Source organism: Paenibacillus sp. Y660, from assembly GCF_057221575.1.
In genome coordinates this window covers 29091-51802 of record NZ_JBXBBJ010000011.1, presented here as the reverse complement: position 1 = coordinate 51802, position 22712 = coordinate 29091, and the positions used below count along the sequence as shown (strand labels likewise).

Below are 22712 nucleotides of genomic sequence, written 5' to 3'. Positions count from 1 at the left end.
GGATGCCATGGCGTCCTGCTCCTCATTCCATTTACGCTTTAACAGCTTGCAGCCATGCGTTTGCGATAAGGGCAGCGCCGGCAGGCGATGGGTGAACGCCATCTGGAGCCCAATAGGCAGCGCCAGTCTGTGCAGCAGCTTGGGCAAATAAGCCATCAAGCGGAACGTACAGCGTTTTGAATTCTCCTGCCAGCTCGCGAACGGCTTGAATTTTCGGATCAAGATCCTCGCGCCACTGCTTCTGGCTCTCATTCACCGGCAGCACAAAGGGCTCTACTAGAATAAGGCCTGCGTTAAGCTGCTCCTTTGCTCTACTTAGCAATCTCCGATAAGTCGCATAATACTCCTCTGTGCTTAGCGGAGTATCGCGATCATAACGGCGCCATGTATCATTAATGCCTACATAGATGGACAGCCAAGTCGGCTTCAAATTGAGGCAATCCTCTTCCCATCTCCGCTCCAGGTCGACGACACGGTCGCCGGATATGCCTCTGTTCAGAAACGCAGCTTGCTTCTCAGGATACTTGTTCGTAAACAAAGACGTTACGAGATTGGCATACCCGGAACCGAGATTAACCCCGTCAGTCCGCTCACGGCCCGCATCGGTAATGCTGTCCCCTTGAAATAAAACAACTGCGTTTTGTTCGATTAATGTCATCTTTAAACCTCCAATAAGTTCTAATGATGGTCAACTTAAGATAAGCTTTCATACCTATTCTGAAGGGGGATGTCTGCGAGAGTCATCACTTCGTCAGCAACATAATACATAGGAAATAACTGTCTGGTCAATATGAAAGAATGGGAGTTTATTGATATGAAGCTTAATTCGGTCATTTTAGTAGTAAAAATGGTGCAGTTGATTTAAAATAGGAAATAATCATGAGTGAAATTTCTATTTTATTTTTCTTCTTTTTCCTATTTAATAGAAGATAGAGGAATGTTCGGAAGAAGGGGCGCAAATCCATTGTTAATTATTTGTTAATCATAGCAGGAATATTCTGAAAATTTAAATAATAGACTATAATAGAAAACAAGGAATCAACTAGAATGACTAGCTTCATTTTATTCTCATTAAAGCTTAATGTTCTGGATCAATAATCGAAATAAGGGAGTGATAGATATGACCTCTTCTTACTTCAATGAATGGCTGGATGAATATAATGACTATATGAGACTACACATGCTTTTTGGCGATGAGCAATTTCGGGTGCAGGCTGATGAAGCGCTAAACGCTTTGAAGGACATCGTCATGAGAGCTGAGCGTCATAAAAGCATCGTTTGGAAAGTTATGAGTGAAACGATGCATGCGTATTGAGAGGCGAGCCGTGTTGTGTAATGTTCACATCGGATTCTAAATGTCATTAAAACTAACGAGCGTTTAGTTTTAATGACATTTAGAGTCCTTTTTGTTGCTTCTTGCTGATCGCATTGAAATTTTTTATATGGATATAGAATAGTATGATTATCGGAATAGTTTGAAAAGTGTTGTCGGGCGGATTCGCGCTATGCTACTATAGCTTCATTAAAAGTTGAACACGCAGCCGATTATTTCGTTTTTGGCTGCTGAAGCGATCGAAGGAGGAGGCGCCCGGATGAAGTTCGCTTTGTTCAGTCTGGTGATGAATATACCGAATGCAGTGACTGGGGAAGCGTTAACGCCTCAGCAAAAGTTTCAAAATATATTAAAACAGGCGATATTGGCGGAAGAGCTCGGCTTTGATGCTTATGGAATAGGAGAGAGGCATGGCGCTCCGTTTCTTTCTTCCTCGCCGCCGGTGCTTTTGACAGCCATTGCTGCCAGAACAACGCGGATTCGACTGCTGACTACCGTAACCGTTCTGAGCGTGCTTGATCCCGTCCGCGTGGCCGAAGATTATGCGACGCTGGACCATTTGTCAGAAGGGCGGCTCGATCTTATTATCGGCAAAGGAAATGACCCGCGCCATTATCCGCTGTTTGGCATAACGGAGGAAGAGCAATGGGAGTCGCTGGCGGAGCGGTACGGACTCCTTAAGCGGCTGTGGAGCGAGGAGGATGTAACGTGGGAAGGCCGTTATCGTCCGGCGCTGGATAAGGTAACGACGCAGCCCAGACCGTTTCAGCCATCGATTCCAATATGGCATGGAAGCGCATCGAGCACACTTTCGACAGAGCTGGCAGCGAGGTACGGCGAACCGATCTTCTCCTCCAACTCCTTTCATCCACAGGCTAAGTACAAGGAGCTTATCGATCACTACCGTGAGCGTCTTGCCTATTATGGACATGATCCGAAGCAAGCGATTGTTGGCTCGGGGGCAGGCAGCTTGTATTTAGCGAATACGACGGAGGAGGCTATTAAGCGTTACCGCCCTTATTATGACGCGTTCCAAGCGACGAGCGCAGCACAGCATAACCAATCGCCGTTTAAAAATCTCGAGGATACGGTTAAAAATGGCCCTTCGCTCGTTGGCAGCGTGGATCAGGTCATTGAGAAAATATTGAACTACCATCAGGCGTTCGGTAATCAAGTGCTGAGCATCAGTGTCGACGGCTTAACCGAGGCGGAGCAGTGCGAGCAAGTCGAGCGGTTTGCCACGGAGGTAGCCCCGGTGCTGCGAAGAGAAATTCCGAGCACCGTGTGGGATCGCGGCACGGTAACGGTGTAAGTGATAATCCGATGCTTTATTAACGAAATATGAGCTTAAACCGAAAGAGCTGGAGGCAGCAGCCTGAGCGTTTTCGGTTTTTTTTGTTATGCCGTGCGATATAATGCCCATATGATCATAACTATATTTGCAAATATAGCAAAAAGAGTCCATCCCTCTTAAACCGCAGCGGCATAGAATATAGAACTAGAAACGACTGACTATTAAAAGGGAAAGTAAAGGTAAAGGAGCATTTAAATGGAGGGAAATGCAAAAAACATAAGCTTCCACCCGTTTGAAATTACGAGGCATGATCGATTTCAAATGAATAAGCATCGAAGCTTTGTGTTATGGATTACAGGCTTATCCGCTTCTGGAAAGTCTTCTATCGCCAATGAAGTGGAAAAGCAGCTGTATGCCCGCAATATCCGCACGATTATTTTGGACGGGGACAATTTGCGCTGCGGTTTAAATAACGACCTGGGCTTCAGCATGGAGGACAGAAGCGAGAACGTCAGGCGTACCTCCGAAGCCGCGAAGCTTCTTGTTGATGCAGGAACGGTTGCGATTGTAACGTTAGTTTCTCCATTAAGGATCGACCGAGAGAAGGCAAGAGCCATATTTGAACAGGGAGAGTTTGTTGAGGTGTTCATCAGCTGCCCGCTCGATATATGCGAGGAAAGAGATCCAAAAGGTTTATATAAAAAAGCAAGAGAAGGGAGAATCGCCGAATTTACGGGCATTACGGCTCCGTATGAGCCGCCGCAAAATCCTGAGCTGCTCGTTTCCTCAGACAGACAATCTATCATTGAATCTGCAAAGCAAATCATTGCCTATTTGGATGACCATCATCATTTTTCAATTGAGCCGTAACGATTCCAGCAAGCTCTGCACGGCATCTCCCCGGCGTTCCCACGTGTGCTCAAGCGCGTATTTCGTTCTGGCGGCAGCATCGCCGGGGTGCCTAAGACGATGTTTAACCATCTCTATAAATGCATCGCGAGAGGCTGCGACATTGCTAATTACGTGGACCCGGCTGAATTTTCTCCAAGCAAGGATATTGCAAAGCAAGAGGAGCGCCTTGTCATATTATACCCTCGCAGGCTTTACCATGCGAGAGGTCTGCATCTCGTCTTGCAAGTCATTGACGAAATTCTTATCAAATACCCGCATGTGGACTTTCATTTTGTCGGTCAGGGCGACCTCGAAGATATTCGTATGGTTATGATGAAAATAAACCGATGGCCTGGAAGGATCAAATATTATTCACTCCCATTCGATGAAATGCCAAAGGCCTACAAGCAAGCGGATATTTCTTTAATCCCTACGCTTTACAGCGAAGGAACAAGCCTTTCATGTCTGGAGGCTATGTCCTGCGGAAATGCTGTTATTGCTGCTAGAGTCGGCGGATTGTCGGATCTCGTCATTCACGAATATAACGGCTTGCTCTTCGAGCCCCAAGCTTATGCGCTAAAAGAAGCCATTACCGATTTAATCGAGAATCCCCGCAAGCTGGCCTTATTTAAACAAAGAGCGGAAGCTGTATCGCAAAGCTTTTCCAAACAAAGCTGGTCGCAGCAGTGGTCGAGATTAATCGATTCGATGCTGAAAGACAAACAGAACCTTTCTATTGCAAGCGAAAAGAGTCTGTTGATTGTCATTTATTTATCAACGTATCCGCAAGGCGAAGGCGTAGGAAAAACGATCACTCGACTTTTAAGACAAGGGAATCTTATTTATATTAAGCTGAAAAACGTTTCAAAAGATCACCTGTCCAGCTTTGGTCGCTTGCAGTGGATGAACTGGAATGAAACGATTCACTCCGATCCTGATTATATTATGGCTGACTTGGCTGCTAAAGCGGAATTGGGGCTGCCTGCACATGCGCTTTTTAATGAAGAGGGGGAGCTGGATTGGATGTCATCATATCCGCTCTGACGCAGCGGACGGGATCAACGCTGGTGCAGCGAATGTTCAATTGCCGTAAAAACACGTTGATATGGGGAGAGCATGGGGGGATTGTATCTGAGTTTATTCGGATTCAGGATCTCGCCTCCCACTTCTCTATGCACAGCGAGGACGAGAAGCTTGCCTTCTTTCAAAATGGCAGCGATCCTAACCAATGGACAGCCAATATGACGCCTGATGTACCCTATATTGAGGATGCCGTTCGGCAGGCTGTTATAGCGCTGTTTAATCAAATGTATATCCAATACCGGGATACGCATGACCGAATCGGTTTTAAGGAAGTTCGATACGAGAGGCGCGAGCTTTTGCTGCTGCAGAAATGTTATCCGAATGCCGTCATTATTCTGCTTGTACGCAATCCGATTGATATATGGAGAAGCGAGACCGCTTATTGGGAAGGCGACGTTGAACAATTTGGACGGATCTGGAACGAGCGTGCCAAACAATATCGGGAGCTTGAGGATGAGCTGCCGAATGCTCACTTGATTCGTTTCGAGGACATAGTCGACCGCAAAGAATCGACGCTTCAATTATTATCGAAGCTTGCCCTTGTTTCCTTAGACAAGATACAGCAAGTATTGTCCATCCAGCTTAACAGTACACGAAGCCCCCGCCCGCAGGCGGAAATCGATCAAATCAACCATTTATGCTAGGAGGGAATGGACCTCTTTCAATACGAGCAGCAATGGGACAAAAGCGATAAGATTTTATAAGCGGAATTAATGGTATAATGATTAGGAGCGATAACGAGGATCAAGGTTCGGATAGATGCTTTGGCTGCATTTTAAGAAATTTAACTCGGCATAGAAGATATAATGGAGTGATGTTATGAGCAGCGCAAAGGGCAAGGGCGGAACCGGCAGAGGCACGGACAAGAAGGGCTGGAATCGCTGGCAAGCAGGGGAAAAGAAGAAGTTAGCCAAAAAGGTGTTCGGCAGAAACCAAGGCGCTAAAGGTGCCGAGGGCGAAAAAGGCGCAGCAGGTGCAGGCAGCACAGCTAATGCGAAAAGCGCTAATATGCCTAAGGGCAGCACTGCTTTTAAAGGCGGCAGCGTGGTTAAAGGAAAAAAATAGCTTTGCAAAAAAAGGCAGTGCAGCTCGCAAATAGAGCCGCACTGCCTTTTTTAAATGGCAAATTCAATTGTGATCGAGCTTACTTTCGTTCTTTTTTATTAATCATGATGCTGGAAGGATGCCAATTGATAATGCGCACCAATTGATCCTGCATGTAGGCCGGTGAATAATTTAAGCCGCCTTCAATCCAATGGAATACGAGGCCGAGTACGGCATGGATCGAATAAATGACATGAAACTCGCGGTTCAGGCTGCTGTCGGAGGCGGAGTCGTCCAGATCCTCCAGTAGAATCTGTTTTAAGGCAAGGAACATCTTCTCTCTAATATCCGATAATACTTCTGAGCTCATTAGCACAGTATATATAGTAGCATTTTGATAAATATGGTCAAATATCATGACGGCGTTAGCCGGCAGCTCATCAATACGGAATAATTCCGAGGTTTCGTAAGGTGCGCGAAAAGATTTTACCAGCTCCGAAATCAACTCATTTAATATATCGTCGAGCAGCCCTTCCTTATTTTCGTAATGGGAATAAAAAGTACCGCGATTATAATCGGCAAGCTCTACGATTTCGGTAATGGATATCGACGAGAAGGATTTTTGGGACATAAGCGTCAGCAAAGCCTGCTTTAATGCTGCCTTGCTTCGTATAATACGCCGATCTGATTTGATATTGTCTTCTGGCATTGTAATCATTCCTTATTAAATAATCGACAAATTGCTTGCGTATGTACGTTACTGCACAAACGGAGCGTTATTACTGATTGTTGGTTTTGTAATTAATTATTATACTTTAAGTAACACTCGTTGTATATTCAACAAGTGTTCAATAATTTTCATTTCAGTAGACATGATACGAATAAACACTACAGGAGGAATGAACATGAAACTCTCTGGAAAAGTAGCTAATGTTACAGGCGGAGCATCAGGAATGGGTAAGGCGATTGCCGAGCTTTACGCAGCCGAAGGCGCTAAAGTCATTGTGTCTGATATAAACGCAGATGCTGCAAATGCGGTTGTTGCCGAAATTGAGTCGAAGGGCGGCGCTGCAACAGCAGTTGTAGCTAATGTTGCGAAAGAAGAAGATGTGGTGCAGTTGATTGATACTGCCGTATCGACTTACGGAACTTTAGATATACTAGTAAACAATGCGGGCATTATGGATAACTTCGTTCCCGCGGGAGATTTGACCGATGAGCTTTGGGATCGCGTATTTGCGATTAATACAACAGGTCCTATGAGAACGACAAGAAAAGCACTGCCTATCTTCATCGAGAAGCAAAGCGGAGTCATTGTAAATATTGCTTCTGCCGGAGGCTTAAACGGGTCTAGAGCTGGGGCGGCTTACACAGCATCCAAGCATGCGGTTGTCGGATTTACGAAAAATGTAGGGTTTCAATATGCTAATTTGGGCGTTCGCTGCAACGCGATTGCGCCAGGCGGGGTAGCTACAAATATCAGCACCTCCATCAGCACGCCTAATGAATTTGGAATGGGACGGGCTATGGCGGGCATGCATTTGAATCCGCGTACGGGCGAGCCGTTTGACATTGCCAAAGTAGCGTTGTTTTTGGCTTCGGATGATTCCAGCTTTGTGAACGGTACCGTTATTACTGCGGACGCAGGTTGGACAGCTTATTAATTTTTGGCGCTAGGCAGCAGCATACGATAAGGATGTTTAGAAGCCGCAGATCTGCGGCTTCTTTTTTTGTTTGGTTTAAACTATGGAGATCATCGGAATATGGATTGTCCTGCCGAGCGTAAAGTTTTATAATAGGGTTACAGGCTTGGATAAATTTGTGAAAATATGATTATATATTCGAAACTGCCAAAGCGCAGTAGGCAAAGTAGAGACTTGATGAAGCATCGCATATCCCATTCTATCCATACTTAGCGAGGAGGCATCAAGCTGTGAGTGAGTACCAATCCGTCCTGCTTCTGTTTTTATTCATGCTGCCTGTCATCTTCATGGTCGATACTTCCTTGGTTATTATAAGACGTGCCCCCCTCCATATTGAGAACCGTCTTGCTGCCATCACGACAAGCCTGCTCGCACTCATGATATTTTTTCATTATGTTCAACAGCTTCTGCCTGCTGACCAGACGCTGACCATAGCGGTATATTTGGTCTACCCGGTCGGCATCGCTTCATCGAGCATGAGTGTTTTGCTGCATATTACAGCGACGACCAAATATCTTCGATTTTCCCGCCTAAGCGGCATTGGCGCCGCTTTTGCTCCGCTAATTCTTTACTGCCTACTGCTATTTATCAATGGGAAGTCCTTTTTATTTACCGGTGTTAGAACGGAGGCGTTCTGGAAGCAGGCTCTCTTTGCACCGGCCATGCATATCATATTGGGAATTATTTTTTTACTCTCCTTATTTAATTTGATAGTCAGCTTTATAGCGAGAGCTAAAGCGATAACTATCGTTGAGCGCAAACGCTACAAGGTACTTTTTAAGGCGAATCTGTTTTACCAGCTGGCATCCATTCTGGCGATCATGCTCTTTTTTGGCTTTTCTCCTTACATCTACATTCCGGATACGATCATTTTTTTGGCGATGATTATTTGGAGCATATCGCTTCGTATATTTATGAGGTATGATTTTTTACCTTCGGCAGAAAAAAAGTATGAGCTTCTCTATCATTTGTCTCCAGCTGCAATCGTTATGCTAGATAAGAATATGATGATGAAGGAAGCGAATCCCGGCGCGCTCCGATTGCTGGGCTTCTCCAATGAGGAGGAGCTTAAAGGTCTGTCTCTATCCAAGTTTATTATTGAGTCCGAACGAACAGGCGTGGAAGAAGCCTATGCGGCGTCCTTTCCGAGGGAAGCTTGGAGAAATCGCGAGCTGACAATTATGGATCGGCAGGGACAGAAGAGGGCGATACTGGTGGACACGGAAACGATGTCCGAGAGTGAAGATGGGTTTGTCCTTGCGGTCATTCGCGACATTACGCAGCAGAAGGAGGAGGCGCGTCTTGTTCACTTTTTGGCACATCACGACGCGCTGACTAAGCTCCCCAACCGCTATCATTTCAATAGAGAGCTGGAAGCGTCGCTGGAATCGGTAAAATCATCAAAAGAGCTGCTTGGCGTTATGCTTATCGATCTGGATCGCTTTAAGCTGATTAACGACACGCTTGGGCATCAATACGGGGACGAGGCTTTAAACGAAGTAGCCAAGCGGCTGCTGAACAATGTGAGTGACCAGCATCTGCTCGCCCGGCTTGGCGGCGATGAGTTTATTATTTTGATAAGAGATGCTACGGAGTATGACGAAATCGTATCGTTTGCCGAAAATATCCATCAGGCGTTTCAGCATCCGATAACGCTGCAAGGACAGGATTTTTACTTAGGCGGCAGCATTGGCATCAGTATCCATCCGTTTGATGATAACAGCTCGGATGGATTGATCAAGCGAGCTGATATTGCGATGTACAATGCGAAGCACAGCGGCGGCAATCAGTACCGTCTGTATACGAGCGATATGATTGTGCTTGTTCAGCGTGACGTCAAGCTGGAGAAGCATCTGCGCAAGGCGCTTGTGCGAAAGGAATTTGTGCTTTATTACCAGCCGCAGATTGATTTGCCAAGCGGACGATTAATAGGTGCAGAAGCGCTTATTCGCTGGCAGTCGAAGGAGCTCGGAATGGTTCACCCGGGGGAGTTTATTACGCTTGCGGAGCAGACCGGATTAATCAATGAAATCGGGCAGTGGGTTATCGCGGAAGCATGCCAGCAGGGAATGCTTTGGCAGGATCAGGGCTGGAATGATTTTATGCTGTCAGTCAATGTCTCATCGAGACAGTTGATGCAGCCGGATTTCGTGGATAAGGTGCAGGAGATTTTGCGCACCAGCAGCTTGGAGCCCGCCCGGCTATGCTTGGAAATAACGGAGAGTATGGTTGTCAATAACTTGAATGTCGCTCGGAAAATGCTCGATGAGCTTGTAGCGTTAGGCATTCATATCGCGATTGACGATTTTGGCACGGGCTACTCCTCTTTAAGCGTTCTGCGACAGCTGCCTATCGCTATCATTAAGATAGACCGCTCCTTTATTACAGATATGGACGCCTATCAAGGCGGGATCTCCATTGTGAAAACGATCGTGTCTATGGGGCATGACCTGCAAAAGCAGGTCGTAGCCGAGGGCGTAGAAACGTTGGACCAATTGTTGCAGCTGAAGCTGCTGGGCTGCGACAAGGCGCAGGGCTATTACTACCATAAGCCGCTTCCGCTCGTTGAATTTAATAAGCTGCTAATCGATAAGTGCGGGGTTTAAGCGAATCGAATGGGAAGGAGAGGGGACAGCAGCATGAAGTATGCGATCGTTTCCACACTGGTTCATGAGCCAATCGTCTTTAATTGGTCCGTAACAGGCTCCTTGCAAGAAGATTTTAAGGTTATAAGCAGCAAACGGCCCCCAAGCGCAAGCTTGGAGGCTGTTTATGTGTGAAGCTATATGAGCAATTCCATCCACTGTTCTTTCGTGACGGGGCCGAAATAAAACGGCAAGTCGATGCCGTCGATGAGCTGCTTCAGCGAGGAGGCATCATAACGTATGCCGATTAGCTGCTCTGCAACTTCATTGCGATCGCCGCGGCCGAAGAAATCGCCGAATATAGCAGCGCCAACGATCACGCCTTCCTCCACCTGAAGACGAACATCAAACGTTCCGGCTCCTTCAATTCGTTTCTTCTGCTGCACATTGAAGGCAGGAGAGCGGCCGTAGTTCCATTCCCAGCTGCGATATCGCTCATCCGCCAGCTTATGTACGTTTGCCCAGTCCTGCTCCGTTAGCTCGTAGAACGGAATTTCTTCCGAGTCCTCGAAGATCGATTGGAGCAAGCTTTGCCGGAACTGCTCTACCGTCAGCGGCTCCTTCAAAAATTCCGAAATGTTAGCGACACGGCTGCGGATCGATTTGGTTGATTTAGAAACGTATTTTTCAGCATTGACCTTCAGCGCGGAGACGACATTTTCGATTTCGGAATCGAATAGAAGCGTTCCATGACTGAACATTTTGCCCCTTGTCGAGAACTGCGCGTTGCCGGATATTTTACGCTCGCCGACCTGAAGATCATTCCGACCCGTCATTTCTGCATCGACGCCGAGCTTATGCAGCGCACGCACAACGGGCTCGGTGAACTTCTTGAAGTTGTGGAAGGATTGGCCGTCATCCTTCATAATGAAGCTGAAATTTAAATTGCCGAGATCATGATAGACGGCTCCGCCCCCGGAGAGTCTGCGAACGACATGAATGCCGTTTTTCTCCACATACTCTGCGTTGATTTCTTCAACCGTGTTCTGATTTTTGCCGATGATGATCGAAGGCTCATTGATATAGAAAAGCAGGTAGTCGTCGTTGTCAGGCAATGAACGCAATATATATTCCTCTAACGCCAAATTCAGCGATGGATCGTTAATGCCGTTATTACTTACAAAGCGCATCGTTATTTCCTCCTATGTAGTAGCTCCTAAGGGCAATTATACCTGCATGAAGAGCTAGTTATCAAACCGATCAAAAAAAAAAAAGCATCCCAGAGGACGTAGTCCCGCGGAATGCTTCTGTGCTCTGCTAATTAAGCGGATGTAGCCTTTGCAACGGTTGCCGCAGCTGTTTCAGTGCTTGTCTCCTTGAAGGACATTTTACTCGTTCCTTGGAATACACCGCCAGCTTCGATCTGCAGGCTCTCAGCCGATAGGTTGCCGATAAGTGAGCCTGTCGCACGAATCGTAAGCGTCCCTTTTACTTCAACGTTGCCGAATACTTTGCCAGCGAGGATGAGGTCGCGGGCGACAATCGTTGAGCGGGCGCTTCCGTTTTCACCGATGGTGACTAGGCCTGCGGACTCAATGTCGCCAATGACATGACCATCTACACGAATGCTGGCCTCGGATTTGATCTTGCCCTCGAAGGTTGACCCTTCACCAACAAGTGTATCGGTGGCATCTGGATTTAGCTTAGTGCTTTTATTTTTAAACATGTTAGGGCTCCTTTCTGTCTGCTTTAATGTATGGAACGGGATCTACGTTTTTGCCGTTGATGAACACTTCATAATGCAAATGCGGTCCGGTGCTCCGGCCCGTGCTGCCTAATTCCCCGATGACTTGGCCTTTCTTCACCTTATCGTGAACATCTGCGATTTTCTTGCTTAAATGAAGGTAACGGGTACTGATGCCTCTGCCATGATCAATTGTTATATTGATGCCATGGATACGGTCTCTCTCTGACAAAGTCACAATACCGTCCGCTGCGGCATAAATAGGCTCGCCGGTATTTCCGCCGATATCAAAGCCCGAATGATAGGTAGCTCGTCCCGTAAAGGGGTCTGTTCGTATGCCGAACAAGGATGTTACCTTGCGTGAATCCGTTGGCCAGATCGTAGGCGTGATTTGTAAAATCTTCTGATAGCTCACTACCGCCTTTTTGGTATCCTGAAGCTGAGGGATCATCGTATCCATTTGGTGCAAAATATTTGCGTAGTGCTTGCTTGTTTCTACTACTAGAGCTTCCCCTGCCTCTTCCGGCAGCGGCAGTTCCTCGCCGCCTTGTCCGCCTTCCACCGTACTGAGTTTTGAAATGGAGACGGAAGATTTGGTATCGATGCCGACAAGCTGCTTCAGCTGCGATTCGAGCTCGTTGATCTCTACCATTTTGTTTTCCATCGCATGGGCTTGCTCCGAAAGCTGTACGAGATTCGTTTGCAGCTCGGATATATGGCTTTCATTCTCGGACAGCTGCTGCTCATATAGGAGAGAAGATGCCGCGAGCTGATTTTTCAGCACATCGGTTGTTGAAGCGTGCCGTGACAGCAATAGAAAAAATAAAATGGCACAAATAGCAAGAAGCAAGATAGCAGTCGGCAATAAAATGATAACGAGACCGGATAGCCGGAATCGCTGAACGGATTGATTCGCATCCGGTATGATGACAAAGGTGAACTTTTTTGAGAGCCAATTCATGACGTTCCTCCTAAATTTCCCATAGCTTACCGACATGAGTCATTCGACACTCTCCTACTAAAGTCCTTTATTTTTGAGTAGAAATTTGGTAATTTTTTATATTTAGCATGATCAGGGTGTCGGAATGTGTCGAATATCTCATTGGAGAGGGAGCGATAAGCACGCGGCGGCAAGCTTGTGGCTGGATGAGGCAGACTATGCAGCGCCATAAATAATTCGTATAATCTGATGAGATTAAAGCTTATTACAGAGGTGATACAGGTGGAAGCGAAATTTTGCATGGCATGCGGCGATGAGCTGGAGACTCGCGATGTCGACGGGACGATGCGAAGAGCATGCACGAGCTGCAGCTTTGTTCATTGGGGCAACTATAGCATTGGCGTTGGAGCGCTTGTCGTCAAGGATGACAAAATTCTGCTCGTTCGCAGAGCGCAGGAGCCTGGAAAAGGGAAATGGACGAATCCAGGCGGATATATTGAGCAGCTGGAAGCGATTCAAGATACGATTAGGCGAGAGGTGCTGGAGGAGTGCGGCGTAGAAGCTATCGTCAAAAACGTCGTGGCGCTGCGCGACCAGCCAAGGAGCATGCATAATCTCTACGTCGCGTTCGAGATGGAATATGTGAGCGGAGAGCCAACACCGGATTTTGTGGAAGTAGATGCTGCAGGCTTCTTCACCATGAAGGAGCTTGAGTCGATGGACGTTGCAGGCTTTACGCAGTGGCTTGTAGATGTCGCATTCAATGCTCGTTCGGAGGGGTTAAAAGTGGATACGGAGCCAGTTGTTTCACTAAACGGCTACGGATTATTTCGGGCATAAAGCAATCATTAAGTAGAATCAATTAGTGAGACTCTTTTTTGACAATCTATCACGATGCATAATAACCTAACGAATAATCTCCAAGCATGCTTCGCTCGGAGGTTATTCGTTTATTTTCCTTACTTGCTTAAAATATTGAGTGGCAGGCGTCATCGTTCAATCATTCTCGGAAGAGAAATGGATTGCGATTGAACAGGAGACTGCTAATTAATGGCTAACATTAAGGTGACCGTATGGAAGGAATACCGGAATGAGAAAGTAAATGAGCATACGGCAAGTATCTTTCCTGATGGGATTCATAAGCGAAATAGCGCACGATGGTGAGAAGGAGTGTATATCAGAAAGTGATGCATACTTTACCAAAATGCTTTCCCTTCGCCAAGTATCGGAGCGCATCGACCGATTGTTCAAACGGAAATACACGGTCAATAACCGGATGAAGCGTATTTTGTTCAATCGCTCGGTTCATAGACTCGAACATATCCCGGCTGCCGACGTTAATGGCTTGAAGGCGTGCTTTCTTGATTATCGCCGCAACAATATCAAAGCTTTCCACGCTTGCCCCGGATAGAATGCCAATCAAACTAATTTGCCCGCCTACACGAAGTGCTCCTAACGATTGATTAAGCGTAGTTGCGCCGCCAACGTCAACAACATGATCAACGCCTCGGCCATGTGTCAGCTCAAGTACTGCTTTATCCCATTCCGGCGTGCTTCTATAGTTGATTCCGAAGTCGGCTCCGAGCGTTTTGGCGCGCTCCAGCTTATCATCGCTGCTCGAGGTTAAGATGACGGTTGCGCCGTGAAGCTTCGCAAATTGGAGCGCGAACAGGGAGACGCCGCCTGTACCTTGAATGAGCACCGTGTCGCCGGATTTGACCTTGCCTTCCTCCGCGATGGCATGCCATGCGGTCACTCCGGCGCAAGCAAGCGAAGCCGCTTCCACATCGCTTAAATGCTCAGGAACACGAACGAGTCCTTGCTCGTTCAAAACAACATATTCAGCGAGCAGTCCATCCAGCGGATTGCCCAGCGTGCTGACCCAGCCTTCCTGCGTCGGCTCACCGGAAATCCAGCTTTGCGTAAAAATTCCGCTAACCCGCTCGCCTAGCTTGAAGCGGTTAGCTTGCTCCCCGAGGCCGACCACCTCGCCGACTCCGTCAGAAACGGGGATAAGAGGCAATTGCAGGTTTGGATTGTAAAATCCGTCAATAACGCCGAGATCACGGTAATTAAGAGATACTGCGCGCATCTTGATAAGCACCTCTCTTGCACCGGGAACTGGGACGGGACGCTCAGTCCTCCTTACGTGATCAAGTCCAAAGCCATCTTGTATTTCAAATACGTTCATGAATAATCTCTCCTTTTTAGTAGGTGTAGACATACATTAATACATATACTAATATTTAGTAAGTAGGCACTTTGTCGTTCGCTACGAACCTTAAGGTGCGCAAGGAGGAGAGTTATGGCAAATTCGGTAAAAGTAAAACAAGCTGATATTTCGATAACGGCATGCAGCTACAGCAGAGTACTGGAAATCATTTCAAATAAGTGGTCCGCTTTGGTCCTATATGCTTTAGCAGACGGCACCTTGCGCTACGGAGAAGTAAGAAGACGCATCGAGGGCATCTCGCAAAAAATGCTGACCCAAACGCTGCGGCAGCTGGAGAGGGACGGTCTGGTCAGACGCGACGTAACGCCGTCAGTGCCGCCAATTGTTGATTATTCCTTGACCCCGCTCGGCGATACTTTAATAAATACGATGACACATTTGAAGCTGTGGACGGCTGAACATTATCCGCATGTTGAGAAGGCAAGAGAGAAATATGACCGGGCTAACAGCGAGGGCGGGCTATAACGCACAAAAAAACGGAGGAATCAATTCGATTCCTCCGTTTTTATTTGCGCCATTAGACGCGTCTTATTCGATCATCAGAATCTCTCGGATCTCCTGCTCCGACAGGGAGGATAATGCCTCCTGCCCTGGCTGAATGACCTCGTCAATCAGATTTTTCTTCTTCTGCTGGAGCTCATACATCTTGTCCTCGACCGTTCCTTGTGTGACGAGGCGGATTACCTGCACGACGTTTTTCTGCCCGATGCGGTGCGCTCGGTCTGCTGCCTGCTGCTCGACGGCAGGGTTCCACCATAGGTCGTACAAAATTACGGTGTCTGCTCCTGTGAGGTTCAGCCCGGTACCGCCGGCTTTGAGCGACAGCAGGAAGACATCGCGCTCGCCGTCATTGAATCGGTTGCATAGCTCAACGCGCTCGGAGGCTTTGGTTTGTCCGTCCAAATAGAAGTAAGGCACGCCTTGATAACCAAGCTCTCTCCCGATTAGGCCAAGCATCTCAGTAAATTGCGAGAAAATGAGAACCCGTTTCCCGGCACTCTGGCATTCCTCGATAATTTCAAGAAGCTGCTCGAACTTGGCAGAGCTGCCCTGGTAGCCTTCGACGAACAGAGCAGGGTGGCAGCAAAGCTGCCGAAGCCTCGTAATGCCAGCCAAAATCCGAATCCGATTTTTTTGAAAGCCCTCCTCGTTCAAATGCTTTACCGTTTCCTGCTGCAGCTTGGCGAGGAAGCCCACGTACAGCTGCTTCTGCTCCGGCAGCAGCTCGGATGCCTGAATCGATTCGATCTTCTCAGGCAGCTCCTGCAGCACATCGCTCTTCAGCCTGCGCAGCAGGAAGGGGCGAATTCGCTTTGCAACAGCTTCGCGAGTGAGCTCATTAAACGCTTGCCTGCTTGGGAATAGCTCAGGAAATACAGCGCCGAAGATCGACCATAGCTCCTCAAGCGTGTTTTCCACCGGCGTTCCGGTCAACGCGAAGCGGTAGGTCGCCTCAATGGCTTTAACCGCCTGCGCGGTTTGAGTCGTGTGGTTTTTGAAATATTGCGCCTCGTCCATAATAAGCGTATGGAAGCAATGCCTCGTATACTGCAAGATATCCTTGCGAAGCAAAGGGTACGAGGTGATGAGCACATCCGCCTCCGCATTGCCCTTCAATATGCCGCTGCGTTCCGATTTGCTGCCGTCGGCGATGACCGCGCGAATCTCGGGGGCGAATTTTTTGAGCTCATTGAGCCAATTGTAAACGAGCGAAGCGGGGGAGACGATTAAAACGGGCTGCTCCCGCTCGCGAATGTCAGGCAGGACGGAGACGATAAAAGCGATTGCCTGCACCGTTTTGCCAAGACCCATATCATCCGCAAGAATGCCGCCAAAATGATAGTGTGCCAGCGTCTTCATCCATTGATAGCCATACTTCTGATAATCCCGAAGCACAGACGCTAGGCTCTCCGGTACGGAAAAATCCAAATTGTCGGGATTCCGCATGTTCTCTTGCAGCCGGCGGAACGATTTGCCGAGCTTCACGGCGCTTCCCTTCTCAAGCGAGTCGATAAGATGCAAGCCTCGTACAGCAGGAATGCGGAACTCAGCCCCCTCGATATCCCCTTTGCGTAAGCCGACTTCGTTTAAGAAACGAATAATTTCCTGAAATTCTGCGCCCTCAAGCGGCAGCAGCGAGCCGTTCGGCAGACGGTGATATTTGCGCTGCACCTCAAGCGACTTGAGCAGGCTGCGTATTTCCGAGTCTGGAATGCCGTCCATACTAAACTTAAACTCGAGCCAGTCGGTGCGCTCATCCACGTTGACTGTCACCTTAGGCGGCGCATGCTTGGTTACGATGCGCACCTTCACGGCGGAGGTGGCGTACACGGTAAGCAGCTTCTCCAGAAGCGGGATGACGTTGTGCAGAAATTCGTATTCCGAATCCTCGTCCTCCATGAAATATCCGCCTTCGGTTTTGGCGAACGGAACCAGCTCCATAAGCTCCAGTATGCGCCTCTCCTGCTCCCCGTCACGCATGAGGATGCGGTCGGTTCCGCGTTTTTTATCGCTGCCCTCTAACGGATTAATAACGATATCGCCGTATTGGAACTCTAGTCCAGCGACTAGCCGATCTCTAACCCGGTCTAAATACAGCTTCGCTTTAAGCTGCGTTTGCAGGATGCGGTCGGAGATGGTCTCTGCGATTCCGACGCTGCCGAGCTTCATCAGGCTGGGAACGACCCTCTCCATAAAAGGCTCCATTTGCTCAGGGGCGATATGGATCTTGGGCTTGCGCGAGGTATCGAGCAGATGCTTTAGCTCTGCAAGTCGCTTGCAGGAGTCCGGCTGAAGCTTAAGCAGCTTGCCCTCGGCAATGACAAGCTCGTACTCTTCCATGATGACGATTTGGTCTAAGCCTTGAATATCAAGCTGATAGCCGTCGTTCGTCGCTTGATCGAATGCAAAATGCAGAGGTAATGCCTCGTCGCTTAGCGTAATACCGTCAAACGTCCGATTGCCGTAAACGAGCTGTACGGTCGGAGCAGCTTTGAGCAGAGGGAGCAGTGCTCCCCAAGAGAAAGGAGGCACAAGCAGCATGCGGTCACCGCTGGCTGGGGTTTCTCTTAGAAACGAACGGGTTGAGGTTTCGCGAATAATTGCCTCATTCCGATAGATTTGATAGAGCTGCCTGAGCACCGCATCATTCTCCGGCTGAATGCTGTGGATGGCTGGGTCATACGTAAAATGCTTTGAGAAAACGAACGGCTCCCGGCGCTCCACCTTTTCCAGAAATTCTCTTATGCGCTGCACGATATAAAGCCGCTTCGGACCAACCTTCAGCTCGATGCCGAACATATGCTTTCGGTAGCCGTAGGGGTAGAGCTTGCAGGTGATCTCAGCTTCGAGTGAAGTCCTCGTATCTAAGAGTGCCCGGCTGCGACTTGCGCGAAGGTGCCGTCCGCCGAACAAGCCGAGCATATCGCTGGCAATCTTCGTATTTGCAGCTTCCAATCCTGCGTGTCCAGCATGCCGGGGGTGAAGATGGGCATCCTCTTCCTCCTCCTCGCCGTATGGCCTATCTTCCGGATGAAGGAGGGAGGGGTAAGTGCGTGCGGGCTTGTCCTCTTGCTTCTGGAGCTCGAGGATTTGCAGAAGCGCTGCTGCCACATGCTTGCAATATTTATCGTAGGTGCTGAATGCGAGACAGGTGCAGGTTGCATCGACGTCTCCATCCCGGTCGATATCGACCGAAACTTCGTAGCGCCCTTCTCCGAATATGATCGCCTCATAGCTTGATGCCTGTGGATTAGAGCTCGTGATCGTTACTTTACCATCTCTATAGTAAGCTTCGCCGCGCTCATAGAACGTGTCGCCGCAAAGCAATTTAATGATACGCGGGGTCAATAGAACGCTCATGGTCTAGTTCCTTTCCGTAAACGGAAACGTTTGTTCCGATTGATAAGCTAGTTCTTATCATATCAGAATTTAGGAGCTAGGTCATAATCGGAGAAGCGTCCGTTGCAGTTTCTACAACAGAAACCTCACATGAAGCACAAAGTAGAAGACTACGCTGCAAAAATGCATTAGAATAACCGCTCAATCATCAATTCGGGACTGCGAGGACGATTCTGTTGCACAAAGTGCAGCGTAGGCAGAAGAGTGCCTGCTTTGGAGAGATTTTGTTGTACAAAGTGCAATGTAAGTTGCGGAGTGCCTGCTGTTGGGACATTCTGTTGCATGTGAGTTGTAGAGTGCCTGCTATGAATGCAATTCTGTTGCACAAAGTGCAACGTAGGAAAAGAGAGTGAGGGTTACGCTGCTTCCGCCAGCTAGGGGTTTTTCTTAATAATTTTCAAAATCGAATAGCATTATAAATAGTCTACTGGTATCCATATTTTTTATAAACACTATCTGCTAACTTTTTTAGTTGATCGTTTTGAGCAAATGTTACTAATTCTTTGCTATCTTTTTTATCAACATTAACTTTACCTTGTTCTAGGGAATTAATCCAATATGCATTTATTCTGTCACTCCATTTTAGAAATAACACATACTTTGCACCGGGTTGAAGCGATGTATATTTTTCGTAGGAAATCCTGGTTTTTCCAGGAACTAGTCCATTTTCAACTTCATATGTTGGTTCCGCAATTGTTAATATTTCTGTAGTTTTCGAATCCAAATCTCCATTTAATACTTGCTTACCTTCACTTCTCTTAGGGTATAACCGCTATGAAAACCGTCTGGATATTCAACAACATTTTTGAAATTAGAACTAGCTGTTGCTTCTATGACTACATCGGATGATTTAATTGCTTCATCCACGTTTGTGAAAATAACATGTTCTGCTTCGGAGGTAGCAACATTTTTGATATTGTTATCTGCAATATAATAGGCCAAAACAAGAAGAATGGCTACCAAAACTACAACTAACCAAACATTTTTTTTGATGTTAGTCATTTTTAGCTCCCCCATTTTTGAGTAAGATGATTTTTATCCGTAGTTGTTGGCGCAGTAAGCGTAAAGTTTCCAGACTTCATCCAATGCTCTCCGGAATGTGCTGGAGAATCCTCTGTACCATTTGTCACATCACCAGCATCCACTGCTGTAACCTGCCCGAGTCAATTATAAGTCCAATAATCAGTAGTAGCAATTGCATTGGCTGGTAAAATATCACTACCAATGTAAACTTTAATATGAGCAGAGCTAGATGTTGTTGTGGCTGAAAGTCCGATGGATGCGGCATCCCATTGTGAGAATTACACTTAACTGGCGTTAAGGCTATGTCCTTGCTGTACTGAAATGCTATTGAACTAAGGTTATAATAGTGAGAGAAGCAAGCTTGTATAAAAATAAGGAGCTGATCGGTATGCAATATCGGCGTTTGGGTCATAGCGGCCTTCACGTTTCCGTTCTCGGATTGGGCACCAACGCTTTTGGCAAGCGGGCTGATTATGAAACTTCCAAGCAGATCATTCATCATGCATTGGATAACGGAATCAACTTCATAGATACTGCTAATATATATGCGGGCACCGAGTCTGAAAAAATAATTGGGAAGGTGCTGGAGGGAAGCCGCCGCAATGTCGTGCTGGCGACCAAAGCGGGACTAATCCGCGGAGCGGGTGTGAATGAGCGAGGCTCGTCCAGATATCATTTGATGTCGGAGCTGGAAAGCAGCTTGAAGCGTCTGAAAACCGACTATGTCGATCTCTATCAAATTCATACCTTTGATCCCGCAACACCGCTTGAAGAAACGCTGCGAGCGCTTGATGATATGGTTCGGTCAGGGAAGGTGCGCTATATCGGCGCGTCCAACTATTTTGCATGGGAGCTAATGAAAGCCATAGGGATCAGCGAACGGCTTGGGCTAAACCGGTTCGTATCCACACAAGTGAGCTACTCGCTCGCTGATCGAACGCCTGAGACGGAGCTTGTCCCAATGTGTCTGGATCAAGGGGTGGGGACCATTCCTTACTTTCCGCTGGCAGGCGGTATTTTGTCCGGCAAGTACAGCGCCGCAGATAGAGCGCCAGAAGGCTCAAGGGCGCAGACCGATCCGAATTTCGCCAGATTTCTCAGCGACAAAACGCTGGCACTCGGCGAAGAGGTCAGCAAGCTCAGCAATGAGCTAAGCTGTACGCCAAGCGTGCTGTCGCTTGCTTGGCTGATGCATCAGCCTGTTAATTCAACAGTTATTGTAGGCGCTGCGCGAGTAGAACAGCTTGAAGAAAATATGAAGAGCGTTGCTCTTCAACTGGACGCTGAGACTCAAATGAAACTGGATACACTCAGTAGTCCGTTCCGCCACGGCGAGCCTTTTGCCATATACCGATTGCCTTAAACGGCAGCGGCTGCCCCAAATCTCTCTAGCTCTGCCCGGCCAAGATAGCGCCATGCTGCATAGGCAACCATCTTGGCTTGGGCAATTGGGCTTTTTTTGCGTGGACAGCTAGTCTTTGAGGCTGGAAGAGTAATGAGCATATTGCACAAACTTTTTTACGGACGGCCTGATTTTATTTTCGGTGGGAAGCGGCGCATTATCGTCCTTCGACGGTTTGGAATTGACTTCGATCAGCCATACTTGGCCTCTTGAATCAAGTGCCAAATCAATGCCGAGCTCGGCGAAATGCCCCGCCATTCGGTTCTCAATGCCTTTGGCTATATGGAGCGCCGCCCGCCGAAGCTTCGAATAACCGCCAACTGCGGCAGAGGCGCCTGAACGTGCAAGAGCAGCCTTGACGGTCGTTATCATTCCGCCGCGGGCAAGATTGGAAACGAATTGATCATTGCCGGCAATTCTAGCGACGATAGAGGTGATGCTCCATTGGCCGGTTTCACCGCGCTGCACCAATGCCCGGAAGTCAACTGGCCTGCCGCCTGCAGTAAGAAGCCTGATCCCTCGCTGAATCTGATAGCGGCTTTTTCTTATTTTACTTGAGATGGCATTAAACAATTTCTCTATGGTCATATACGTTTGCGTTCGAATGCCGCTCAAATGGTTGAAAAAACAGGTGTACGTTTGATTTGCATTTCGGTGGATACGGATGATGCCATTGCCCAAACTTCCGTTTGTCGGTTTTAGAAAGACGACGTCATACTTGCTGCACATCGTTTTCAGCATCTGAAAATTGCGGAGCAGATAGGATTCCGGAAGATAAACATGCAGCTCAGGCTCTTTTTTAAGAGCTTGGAAGACTTCTATTTTGTTTAAGTATTTTTCATTGAAAAATACTACGTTATGGCGTCCTTTAGCGTATTTGATAAACTGCTTAAAGCTCGGTCTTCGCTCCAGCTTGCGGGAAGTGATACGGTTGTAGATCACCTTGGGAATGGGAAAACGTCGCGATACCCATTTATTCGTATAGATCCAGCCTTTGATGCTATCAGTCTGCTTCTGCACATCCTCTTGCGTGAAAAAAAAGACGACAGAACTTTCAAGCTTGCATGCATCGCTTAGCTCACGGCAAAACGATGTATTGACGCCAAACGGTTTATAAGGCGCATGTCTATTGATACGACTCACCATTACGCCGATAAGCGGACCGATCTGAATGGTCTCCGAAGCGGGTTCGTATTGAAGGCGCAGCTCGTCGCCATGAGCAAGTCCCCATTTAGCAGCAAGCGCTGCACTGACGAGCAATACGCTTTCTTGTGACGAAGGTTCGACTGTGACCTGATGGCTGGCTGATCCAAAGCGCAGATTCAAAGGCTTATTGAAAGGGATCATCCACTTATCGCCGATTTCTTCGCTAAGCATGAGGATCGATTCATCTGATGAGTTGCTAGAGTTTTGTATTTGCAGCGTTACCTTTGTTAGATTCATGCGTACTCCTTCCCAGCACTGACTTGTCGTAAATACGGTTTGGACCTGTAAGCGCAGGATCGTGCAATCAGCCATTCACTGCGCTAAAAGCCTC

At 47.7% G+C, this 22712-nt stretch carries 22 protein-coding genes; 12 read left to right on the top strand and 10 right to left on the bottom strand.

Annotated elements, in window-relative coordinates:
* Positions 1-31 precede the first annotated feature (31 nt).
* Positions 32-658: an SGNH/GDSL hydrolase family protein gene (locus tag AC2TDN_RS14560; protein WP_484688492.1), complete on the bottom strand. Its 627-nt coding sequence runs from the start codon at positions 656-658 to the stop codon at positions 32-34.
* Between the two features lie 462 nt (positions 659-1120).
* On the opposite strand from AC2TDN_RS14560, the gene AC2TDN_RS14555 reads away from it, so the two are divergent.
* The 6 genes from AC2TDN_RS14555 to AC2TDN_RS14530 all read left to right on the top strand — a co-directional run bounded on the left by AC2TDN_RS14555 (position 1121) and on the right by AC2TDN_RS14530 (position 5666).
* Positions 1121-1315, top strand: a complete 195-nt coding sequence (locus AC2TDN_RS14555; protein WP_482068779.1) for a hypothetical protein — start codon at positions 1121-1123, stop codon at positions 1313-1315.
* Between the two features lie 277 nt (positions 1316-1592).
* A complete protein-coding gene (locus tag AC2TDN_RS14550; RefSeq protein ID WP_484688491.1) occupies positions 1593-2645 on the top strand; it encodes an LLM class flavin-dependent oxidoreductase in 1053 nt (350 codons plus the stop codon).
* A gap of 237 nt (positions 2646-2882) precedes the next feature.
* Complete coding sequence (gene cysC, locus AC2TDN_RS14545) at positions 2883-3497, top strand: adenylyl-sulfate kinase (protein ID WP_484688490.1); 615 nt, start codon at positions 2883-2885, stop codon at positions 3495-3497.
* 45 nt (positions 3498-3542) lie between these two features.
* On the top strand, positions 3543-4562 hold the full coding sequence (locus AC2TDN_RS14540) for a glycosyltransferase family 4 protein (RefSeq protein WP_484688489.1): 1020 nt from the start codon (positions 3543-3545) through the stop codon (positions 4560-4562).
* Positions 4538-5245 carry a sulfotransferase gene (locus AC2TDN_RS14535; RefSeq protein ID WP_484688488.1) on the top strand — a complete coding sequence of 236 codons (708 nt, stop codon included), beginning with the start codon at positions 4538-4540 and terminating at the stop codon, positions 5243-5245. The genes AC2TDN_RS14540 and AC2TDN_RS14535 overlap by 25 nt, the downstream gene beginning before the upstream one ends.
* A gap of 175 nt (positions 5246-5420) precedes the next feature.
* Positions 5421-5666: a DUF3934 family protein gene (locus AC2TDN_RS14530; protein WP_482068784.1), complete on the top strand. Its 246-nt coding sequence runs from the start codon at positions 5421-5423 to the stop codon at positions 5664-5666.
* A gap of 79 nt (positions 5667-5745) precedes the next feature.
* On the opposite strand, the gene AC2TDN_RS14525 is transcribed toward AC2TDN_RS14530, so the two are convergent.
* The gene (locus tag AC2TDN_RS14525; protein WP_484688487.1) at positions 5746-6354 is read right to left on the bottom strand and encodes a TetR/AcrR family transcriptional regulator; all 609 of its coding nucleotides are present in this window, start codon (positions 6352-6354) and stop codon (positions 5746-5748) included.
* Positions 6355-6550: 196 nt separating this feature from the next.
* On the opposite strand from AC2TDN_RS14525, the gene AC2TDN_RS14520 reads away from it, so the two are divergent.
* The 3 genes from AC2TDN_RS14520 to AC2TDN_RS14510 all read left to right on the top strand — a co-directional run bounded on the left by AC2TDN_RS14520 (position 6551) and on the right by AC2TDN_RS14510 (position 10128).
* Entirely contained in the window at positions 6551-7309 is a 759-nt protein-coding gene (locus tag AC2TDN_RS14520; RefSeq protein ID WP_484688486.1) for an SDR family oxidoreductase, read from the top strand.
* A 269-nt stretch (positions 7310-7578) separates the two neighbouring features.
* Positions 7579-9954, top strand: a complete 2376-nt coding sequence (locus tag AC2TDN_RS14515; protein ID WP_484688485.1) for an EAL domain-containing protein — start codon at positions 7579-7581, stop codon at positions 9952-9954.
* A gap of 33 nt (positions 9955-9987) precedes the next feature.
* The gene (locus AC2TDN_RS14510; protein WP_484688484.1) at positions 9988-10128 is read left to right on the top strand and encodes a hypothetical protein; all 141 of its coding nucleotides are present in this window, start codon (positions 9988-9990) and stop codon (positions 10126-10128) included.
* Positions 10129-10130: 2 nt separating this feature from the next.
* On the opposite strand, the gene lplA is transcribed toward AC2TDN_RS14510, so the two are convergent.
* The 3 genes from lplA to AC2TDN_RS14495 form a co-directional block, all read right to left on the bottom strand.
* The gene (gene lplA, locus AC2TDN_RS14505; RefSeq protein WP_482068788.1) at positions 10131-11123 is read right to left on the bottom strand and encodes a lipoate--protein ligase; all 993 of its coding nucleotides are present in this window, start codon (positions 11121-11123) and stop codon (positions 10131-10133) included.
* A gap of 131 nt (positions 11124-11254) precedes the next feature.
* On the bottom strand, positions 11255-11659 hold the full coding sequence (locus AC2TDN_RS14500) for a bactofilin family protein (RefSeq protein WP_484688483.1): 405 nt from the start codon (positions 11657-11659) through the stop codon (positions 11255-11257).
* A gap of 1 nt (position 11660) precedes the next feature.
* A complete protein-coding gene (locus tag AC2TDN_RS14495; protein WP_482068790.1) occupies positions 11661-12638 on the bottom strand; it encodes a peptidoglycan DD-metalloendopeptidase family protein in 978 nt (325 codons plus the stop codon).
* A gap of 261 nt (positions 12639-12899) precedes the next feature.
* Here AC2TDN_RS14495 and AC2TDN_RS14490 point away from each other — a divergent pair, with 261 nt between their 5' ends.
* Complete coding sequence (locus AC2TDN_RS14490) at positions 12900-13457, top strand: NUDIX domain-containing protein (RefSeq protein WP_484688482.1); 558 nt, start codon at positions 12900-12902, stop codon at positions 13455-13457.
* Positions 13458-13794: 337 nt separating this feature from the next.
* On the opposite strand, the gene AC2TDN_RS14485 is transcribed toward AC2TDN_RS14490, so the two are convergent.
* Entirely contained in the window at positions 13795-14808 is a 1014-nt protein-coding gene (locus AC2TDN_RS14485; RefSeq protein ID WP_482068792.1) for a zinc-dependent alcohol dehydrogenase family protein, read from the bottom strand.
* 114 nt (positions 14809-14922) lie between these two features.
* On the opposite strand from AC2TDN_RS14485, the gene AC2TDN_RS14480 reads away from it, so the two are divergent.
* Positions 14923-15315 (top strand): winged helix-turn-helix transcriptional regulator, encoded by a 393-nt coding sequence (locus AC2TDN_RS14480; RefSeq protein ID WP_484688481.1) that lies wholly within the window; start codon positions 14923-14925, stop codon positions 15313-15315.
* A 63-nt stretch (positions 15316-15378) separates the two neighbouring features.
* Here AC2TDN_RS14480 and AC2TDN_RS14475 read toward each other — a convergent pair whose 3' ends face one another.
* From AC2TDN_RS14475 to AC2TDN_RS14465, 3 genes are all read right to left on the bottom strand, one after another.
* The gene (locus AC2TDN_RS14475; RefSeq protein WP_484688480.1) at positions 15379-18711 is read right to left on the bottom strand and encodes a DEAD/DEAH box helicase; all 3333 of its coding nucleotides are present in this window, start codon (positions 18709-18711) and stop codon (positions 15379-15381) included.
* Between the two features lie 463 nt (positions 18712-19174).
* The gene (locus AC2TDN_RS14470; RefSeq protein WP_484688479.1) at positions 19175-19474 is read right to left on the bottom strand and encodes a hypothetical protein; all 300 of its coding nucleotides are present in this window, start codon (positions 19472-19474) and stop codon (positions 19175-19177) included.
* Positions 19475-19482: 8 nt separating this feature from the next.
* Complete coding sequence (locus tag AC2TDN_RS14465) at positions 19483-19752, bottom strand: hypothetical protein (protein WP_484688478.1); 270 nt, start codon at positions 19750-19752, stop codon at positions 19483-19485.
* Positions 19753-20161: 409 nt separating this feature from the next.
* Between AC2TDN_RS14465 and AC2TDN_RS14460 the strand changes: the two genes are divergently transcribed.
* Positions 20162-21136, top strand: a complete 975-nt coding sequence (locus AC2TDN_RS14460) for an aldo/keto reductase (RefSeq protein ID WP_484688477.1) — start codon at positions 20162-20164, stop codon at positions 21134-21136.
* A gap of 108 nt (positions 21137-21244) precedes the next feature.
* Here the strand turns inward: AC2TDN_RS14460 and AC2TDN_RS14455 are convergent, their stop codons facing one another.
* A complete protein-coding gene (locus tag AC2TDN_RS14455) occupies positions 21245-22618 on the bottom strand; it encodes a YheC/YheD family endospore coat-associated protein (RefSeq protein ID WP_484688476.1) in 1374 nt (457 codons plus the stop codon).
* Positions 22619-22712: the final 94 nt, after the last annotated feature.